This window comes from Bacillus cereus group sp. BfR-BA-01441 (assembly GCF_022663075.1).
Classification (GTDB): domain Bacteria; phylum Bacillota; class Bacilli; order Bacillales; family Bacillaceae_G; genus Bacillus_A; species Bacillus_A cereus.
The window spans coordinates 96,667-103,538 of record NZ_JAKUEU010000010.1; the positions used below are offsets into that span (position 1 = coordinate 96,667).

The following is a 6,872-nucleotide window of genomic DNA, read 5'->3' on the forward strand; positions in this document are numbered from 1 at the left end:
AGAAAGAGGGGAGAATATGTGCCTGATTTTTCTATATTAACGAATAACATTGATATGTATTTAGAAGGGTTTAAATATACAGTTATGTCTAGTGTAATTGCATTGATAGGTAGTTTTATTTTAGGAGTAATTTTGGCAGTAATGCGTATTGCACCTATTCGCATTTTAAATTGGATAGGATCAGCTTTTGTGGAGTTTGTAAGAAATATTCCACTTGTATTAATTGCATTTATATTCTATTTTGCTTTACCTGTAATAGGAATTACTTTAAATGGTTTTGTAGCAGGAACAGTTACGCTTACGGTATATACGGCAGCTTTTATTGCAGAAGTAATTCGCGCTGGTATTTTATCAGTTGCGAAAGGGCAGATGGAAGCTGCTCGCTCTTCAGGGCTAACGTATGTGCAGGCGATGTATTATGTTGTCTTACCCCAAGCAGTGAAAATTGTAATTCCCCCTTTAGGAAACCAGTTTCTCAATTTAGTTAAAAACTCTTCAATACTTGGAATTATTGCTGGTGCTGATTTAATGTATCAAGGAGATTTAATTTCAACGAAGACGTTTGTTACGTTTGATGTTTATATATTTGTCGGGATGTTTTATTTAATATTAACAATTCCGCTCAGTATGCTAGTGCGTTATTTAGAAAAACGCTTAGCAAAGGAGGCGGTGTAAATGGATTTCAAGGGAGCAATTACAGGAGATCATATTCTATTTTTATTAAAAGGATTACTTATAACATTAGAGGTAGCGCTCATAGCAATTGTACTTAGTTTTATTATTGGAAGTGTAATCGGTATATTGCGCTACACGAAAATACCTGTCGTCTCACAAGTATTAGGAGTTATAGTTGAAGTGATTCGAAACTTACCACTACTGTTAATTATATTTTTCACGTATTTTGCACTTCCAGAAGCAGGCTTGAAATTAGAAATTATAACAGCTGCAATTGTTGCTTTAACAATATTTGAGGCAGCAATGATATCTGAAATTGTTAGAAGTGGTCTATTGTCTATTGAAAAAGGGCAGGTTGAAGCTGCAAGATCTTCGGGATTAACGTATGTTCAAGCGCTTTGGCATATTATTTTGCCACAAGCATTAAGGAGAATGGTTCCGCCGCTTGTCAGTCAATTTATTTCATTGCTGAAGGATACGTCGCTAGCGGTTGTTATATCACTCCCTGAGCTTATGCATAATGCTCAAATTATTAGCGGGCAAAATGTGAATTACATGATTCCGACGTTTATAGTAGTAGCTTGTATGTACTTTATCGTAAATTATAGTTTATCAATTTTATCGAGAAGATTAGAACTCCGTTGACTCTTACAATATATGTAAGGGTTTTTTCCTTGTTTCTCCTTATTTTCCTCTAAATAGAATCTGAATCTTGCAATAATTCGATTTTTATATTGTTTTATCAGAAAAGTTTTAATTTTATATAGAAAATGTAATCGCTTTCGTGTATATTTTTATTATCAGAAAATTTTAACAGGATATAGGGGTATGGTAGGGGGAGGATTTAGATGCAGCAACCAACGAATGAGAAATTACATCGTACGATGAAGAGTAGACATTTATTTATGATCGCACTTGGTGGTGTAATCGGAACTGGTTTCTTCTTAGGTTCAGGTTACACCATTAATCAGGCTGGACCAGGGGGAGCCATCCTTTCATATTTAGTAGGCGGATTTATTATGTATTTAACAATGCTTTGTCTTGGAGAGTTAACGGTAGCGATGCCGGTTTCAGGATCTTTCCAAAAGTATGCGACGAAGTTTATTGGACCAGGAACGGGCTTTATGATTGGCTGGTTATACTGGCTCGGCTGGGCAGTAACAGTGGGTCTAGAATTAACGTCAATCGGTTTAATGATGAAAAGATGGTTTCCAAATGTTGATGTTTGGGTATGGTGCCTTGTATTCGGTGTTATTTTATATGCTTCAAACGCAATTTCGGCGAAAAGTTATGCCGAATTAGAATTTTGGTTCTCTAGTATTAAAGTAATTACAATTCTTGCATTTGTTGTGCTTGGTGGTAGTGCATTATTAGGATTTATATCATATGACGGAAAAGAAGCAGCACCTCTTTTCTCTAACTTTGTAAGCGATGGTGGACTTTTCCCGAATGGACTAGCTGCCGTATTACTTACAATGATTACAGTTAACTTCTCGTTCCAAGGAACAGAGTTAATCGGAATTGCAGCGGGAGAAAGTGAAAATCCAGAAAAAACAATTCCACGTGCAATCCGTAATACAGTATGGCGCATTATGTTATTCTTCATTTTAACAATGACGATTTTAGTAGGATTAATTTCTTGGAAAGAAGCAGGCGTAATTGAAAGTCCATTCGTAGTCGTATTTGATAAAATTGGTATTCCATACGCAGCTGATATTATGAACTTCGTTATTATTACTGCGTTATTATCTGTAGCGAACTCTGGATTATATGCAGCGACGCGTATACTATGGTCACTTGCAAATGAGGGAATGGCACCAACTTCCTTCCAGAAAGTAAATAAGCGTGGTATTCCAATTACAGCGCTAGTCGTAACGATTGCGGTAGCTGGATTATCTCTATTCACAAGTTTCCTTGCAGAAGATACAGTATACATGTATTTATTATCGATAGCTGGTTTATCGGCTGTTTCAAGTTGGATCATTATTGCTCTATCGCAACTTCGCTTTAGAAGTCAGTATATAAAAGGTGGAGGAAAGTTAGAGGACTTAAAGTATAGAACACCACTATACCCAATTGTCCCGATTTTAGCCTTAATTACAAATAGCATTGTTGTTATTAGTTTAGCGTTTATTCCTGAACAAAGAATGGCGTTATACTGTGGTATTCCATTTATCATTTTCTGCTATATATATTATTATATTAGTAAGAAACGGCAGAAACCGATGAAAGTGGAGATGGAAAAAACAAATGAAACTAACAATCAAACACGATGATATAGAAGCAGATTTATCGTATGGTCAATTAGCGATTGGAAAAGAAAACGGGTATTCACCGTTACAATTACTCATTTCTTCTATCGCAGGATGTAGTGCAATTGTCTTTCGAACAATTTTAGAAAAGAAACGTATTACATATGATACGTTTACAATCGAAACTGAAATTGGTAGAAGTGAAGCTTTATCGAAGCCAGTTGAAAGTGTTCATTTGCACTATAAAATTAAAGCAGAAAACATTACAGAAGAGCAGCTGGACAAGGCGCTGCAACTTGCAGTGAAAAATTGTACGATTGTTCAATCTGTAAAAGATAGTATAAAGGTTACGGAAACAATTGAACTAATAAAATGAAACATAAAAACGTGAGAGCCGTATTCTCACGTTTTTATGTTTTTAGAAAGAGGGGGAAGTGTAGTGGGCTGTTTAGGTTGTAAATTAGCAAACGAAGAGAAAAAAATATATAAAGTATATGAAGATGATTATGTAACTTGCTTTTTAGATCATGCGCCTTTCTACCCAGGACATACTTTAATTGTGCCAAAGCAGCATGTTGTAGAAGTAGACGAATTAGATGATGTTGCTCAATTATGGATGCTTCTAAGCTGATTGCAAAAGCGATTAAGGCATTATATAAACCAGATGGAATTACAGTTTGTCAAAATGGTAGAGTATTTAACGAGTTAACACATTACCATATGCATGTCGTACCAAGATATAAAGAGCGTTCGTTTGCTGAGTTTTATACGGTGCAACCGGAGGAAAAGAAGAATCATAACTTTGAAGAGACAAAGAATTTGTTAAAAGAAGCGATAGAGCAAATACTGCATATTGAAAAGGTGTAAAAGAATTTTTCTTAGAGATACAGTCAGGAAAATTCTAATATTAAAAAGCCCAATTTCTCAGTTACAATAGAGAAATTGGGCTTTTGCTTATTCTATTATTAAATTTTATCTATAAAAAGATTTTGTAGTGTCACAAAGTATAGCGCTCATTCGTTATATAGAGTGAGAGGAGGAATTATATGAAAGTTACAAACAACGATTATGAAAAGATGGAAGAGCTATATGAGTTGTATGAACAAAAGATTTATTATGTAGCGTATTCTATTTTAAATAATATTCAGCAGGCCGAAGATTCGGTTCAAGAGACGTTTATTACTCTTTATAAGAACTTGGAAAAGCTCCATAGCTTGAGTATTGAAGAGCTTAAACGCTACATTTTGAGGGTTGCGAAAAACAAGGCGATTGATAGCTATCGGAAAAATAGACGACATGAAACATTTTTAGAAGAATATGAAAGAGAATCAACAGAAACAGTAGATGAAAATATTGAAAAGTGGGAAAAACGTGTAATGTCCGAGTTTCAAATTGATGCATTGTTAAAAGAGTTAAATGAGTCTAATAGACAGGTGTTTAAGTATAAAGTCTTCTATAACTTAACGTATCAAGAAATTTCAAGTGTCATGGGGATAACGGAGGCCAATGTCCGCAAGCAGTTTGAGCGTGCTCGAAAACGAGTCCAAAATATGATAGGAGGTATACAACATGACGAATTCAAAGAACTCCAAAGAAATATATGAACTTGCTGAAAAAATTGCTTTAGATGATTTTGATAAACTCGAAGAACAACATGAATTTTCACATACATATACGCGCAAAAAGAAATTGTTTATGGAGGAAATGAAGCTGAAGGGCGAGCGACCACAGAAAAAGAGTAAAAGACATCGTATGTTAATCGCTGCTGCCTGCTTATTGATTGGTATGCCGACAACCGTTTTTGGTGCAGTAAAAGTCTATAATATGATTGTTCAAAAACAAAATTATGAAGTAAATGTTTCCTTAACAAATAAGGATTCGAAAAAGAGTGATCAGTGGTATAAGTTGAAGGTTGGTAAATTGCCAGAAAATATGGAAGCAATTGATGACTCTGCTATGAAATATTCATTTAAAGATAACTATGCAAATGGAGGCTTTTCATTCGTTCTTTGGAGAGTAGGGGGAAATTCAGATTTTCCAACTCTGTACTCGAAAAGTTATGAAGAAAAAGAGATAAATGGTAAGAAGGCAGTAATTGTCCATAGAGAAACTGGTAACAAAGATTTAATGATGGACAGGGTAGTTTTTCTATTCTTTGAGGAAGAAGGGATCATGTTACAAAGTTATATTGGAAACGATATAAATGAAGAACAAATGGTGGATGTGTTAGGGAGTATTTCACTTGAGCCTACGTCAAAAGAAAAGGCATCACATATAACAGATTATGATAAAAAGTATTTTAGCGACGAAAGTAAGCCTAAAAAAACTAAGGTGATTCCTTTGAAAAAAGATAGTAAACGACTATTTCATATAGGACAAAAAGTTCCAGTAACGATTATCATGGATAACAGCAAAATTGAATATGTGATAGAAAAGGTTGAAGTTTTTGATTCAATCAAAGATTTTAAACAAGAAAACTTTAATGAACTGGGCTTAGGAATACTAAGTAGGAATCAGGCTTTGGATCAAGCTGGACAATTGATACCATATAGACGGGATGAATATAAAGTTGGAAATGGTAAAGATTCAATTGATCAATTAGTAGAATCAAAATTAATTCATCCTAAATTTGTCTACCTGACAACAACAGTGAAAAATATAGGTAAACAGGCGACAGAAGAAATCTATATGCATCCATCCATACAAGTGCTTAAAAGTAAGGGGAATGTATGGAATTACGCTGAAAGAGATGGAATTACAGAAAAAAATATTATGACGGGCGAAGTTGATTATTTAGAACCTCACGGAGAAGGGAAAAGCTTTTACAATATTGGCAGTATCACACCAGGACAAACGGTGAAGGTTAACTTAGGTTATTTTGTAGATGAGGATAAGCTAGATTCAATCTTCCTTGATGCTTTCCGTTACAGTGGGTTTAGTGGCAATGAGAATATGAATGAGAAAAATCGTTGGTGGTTCGATATTCGTCAACAATCAAAATAATAGAAACAAATCGACGAAAAAGCTGCTTATATTTAGCAGCTTTTTTCGTCTCCATACATATGTAAAATTTCTTTCGCACGTATACGTAAACCATCTATCAATTCTGTCGGTTCTAAAACTTTTGCATTTTTTCCGAGTCTATAAAATAAAGGGGTAATAAAATTGATTTCTCCTTTATCAATTGTTGAATTTATATATCCTGTCCCATCCTCGTTTATTATAACGAATTCCTCAAGATAAGGGACGCTTTTACATTGGCGTACGCCTTCTGTTGTCAGTAAAACATGTAACTGAGTAGGGATGTGTACTACGTTAGAGTTAGAGGCAAACCACTCTTCTAAATTCATGAATGTATCCTCATTTTCTTCCGTTGATAATATGGAAAGAATACGATCGATGCGATACAGTAATACTTTTTTCCTGCCATAGTCATAGGACGGTAAGTACCATAGCCCGTCATGAGCATATACACCGATAGGATGAACATGTTTTGTTTTTAACCCCGATTTAGATTCGTATTGAAAGTGTAAATTTTTATTTTCAATAGCCGCGGTTAACACTTCGTTTAAAAGAGGTGTATCAATTGTGCGCTTCGGATTCCAAAAAGCGATGTAAGAACGTATTTTATCAACTTTCACTTTCGCATCATGTTGTAGGGAGCTATACAGTTTATGTGTAACGGAATTGATTTCTGTGTTAAAAGGTAAGTCGCGATAGTAACTTAAAGATTGAAAAGCAAAAAAGATAGAGACTGCTTCTTCTTCCGTAAATAAAATAGGCGGAATTACTCTATTCGTTAATACTTTATAGCCGCCGTTACGACCTTGTTCTGCGTAAATGGGCAACCCCATATCACTTAAATCTAAAATGTATCTATGAACCGTACGAACGGAAATATTAAATTCATCAGCTATTTCTTGAGCTGTAAATGTTTTTTTCGCA

Annotated in this window: 7 protein-coding genes and 1 pseudogene; 7 read left to right on the forward strand and 1 reads right to left on the reverse strand. The window is 34.7% G+C overall.

The genetic code is table 11. The features are described from left to right. Positions 1-18: 18 nt before the first annotated feature. From MR107_RS07085 to MR107_RS07115, 7 genes and pseudogenes are all read left to right on the forward strand, one after another. Positions 19-675 (forward strand): amino acid ABC transporter permease, encoded by a 657-nt coding sequence (locus MR107_RS07085; RefSeq protein ID WP_001112667.1) that lies wholly within the window; start codon positions 19-21, stop codon positions 673-675. Beyond that, positions 676-1,320, forward strand: a complete 645-nt coding sequence (locus MR107_RS07090) for an amino acid ABC transporter permease (protein WP_000345960.1) — start codon at positions 676-678, stop codon at positions 1,318-1,320. It abuts the gene before it with no gap. A gap of 203 nt (positions 1,321-1,523) precedes the next feature. Next, positions 1,524-2,951, forward strand: coding sequence for an amino acid permease (locus MR107_RS07095; protein ID WP_001187097.1), 1,428 nt, complete (start codon positions 1,524-1,526; stop codon positions 2,949-2,951). After that, a complete protein-coding gene (locus tag MR107_RS07100; protein WP_000778831.1) occupies positions 2,926-3,303 on the forward strand; it encodes an OsmC family protein in 378 nt (125 codons plus the stop codon). Before MR107_RS07095 ends, MR107_RS07100 begins: the two co-directional genes overlap by 26 nt. 63 nt (positions 3,304-3,366) lie before the next feature. After that, positions 3,367-3,794 (forward strand): annotated as a pseudogene (locus MR107_RS07105) (HIT family protein). A gap of 179 nt (positions 3,795-3,973) precedes the next feature. Then, positions 3,974-4,531, forward strand: a complete 558-nt coding sequence (locus MR107_RS07110; protein ID WP_025687262.1) for an RNA polymerase sigma factor — start codon at positions 3,974-3,976, stop codon at positions 4,529-4,531. After that, on the forward strand, positions 4,497-5,930 hold the full coding sequence (locus MR107_RS07115; RefSeq protein ID WP_242292213.1) for an anti-sigma factor: 1,434 nt from the start codon (positions 4,497-4,499) through the stop codon (positions 5,928-5,930). The genes MR107_RS07110 and MR107_RS07115 overlap by 35 nt, the downstream gene beginning before the upstream one ends. A 32-nt stretch (positions 5,931-5,962) precedes the next feature. On the opposite strand, the gene MR107_RS07120 is transcribed toward MR107_RS07115, so the two are convergent. Next, positions 5,963-6,872 (reverse strand): helix-turn-helix transcriptional regulator (locus MR107_RS07120; RefSeq protein WP_242292214.1); only part of this gene is annotated, 910 nt, incomplete at its 5' end.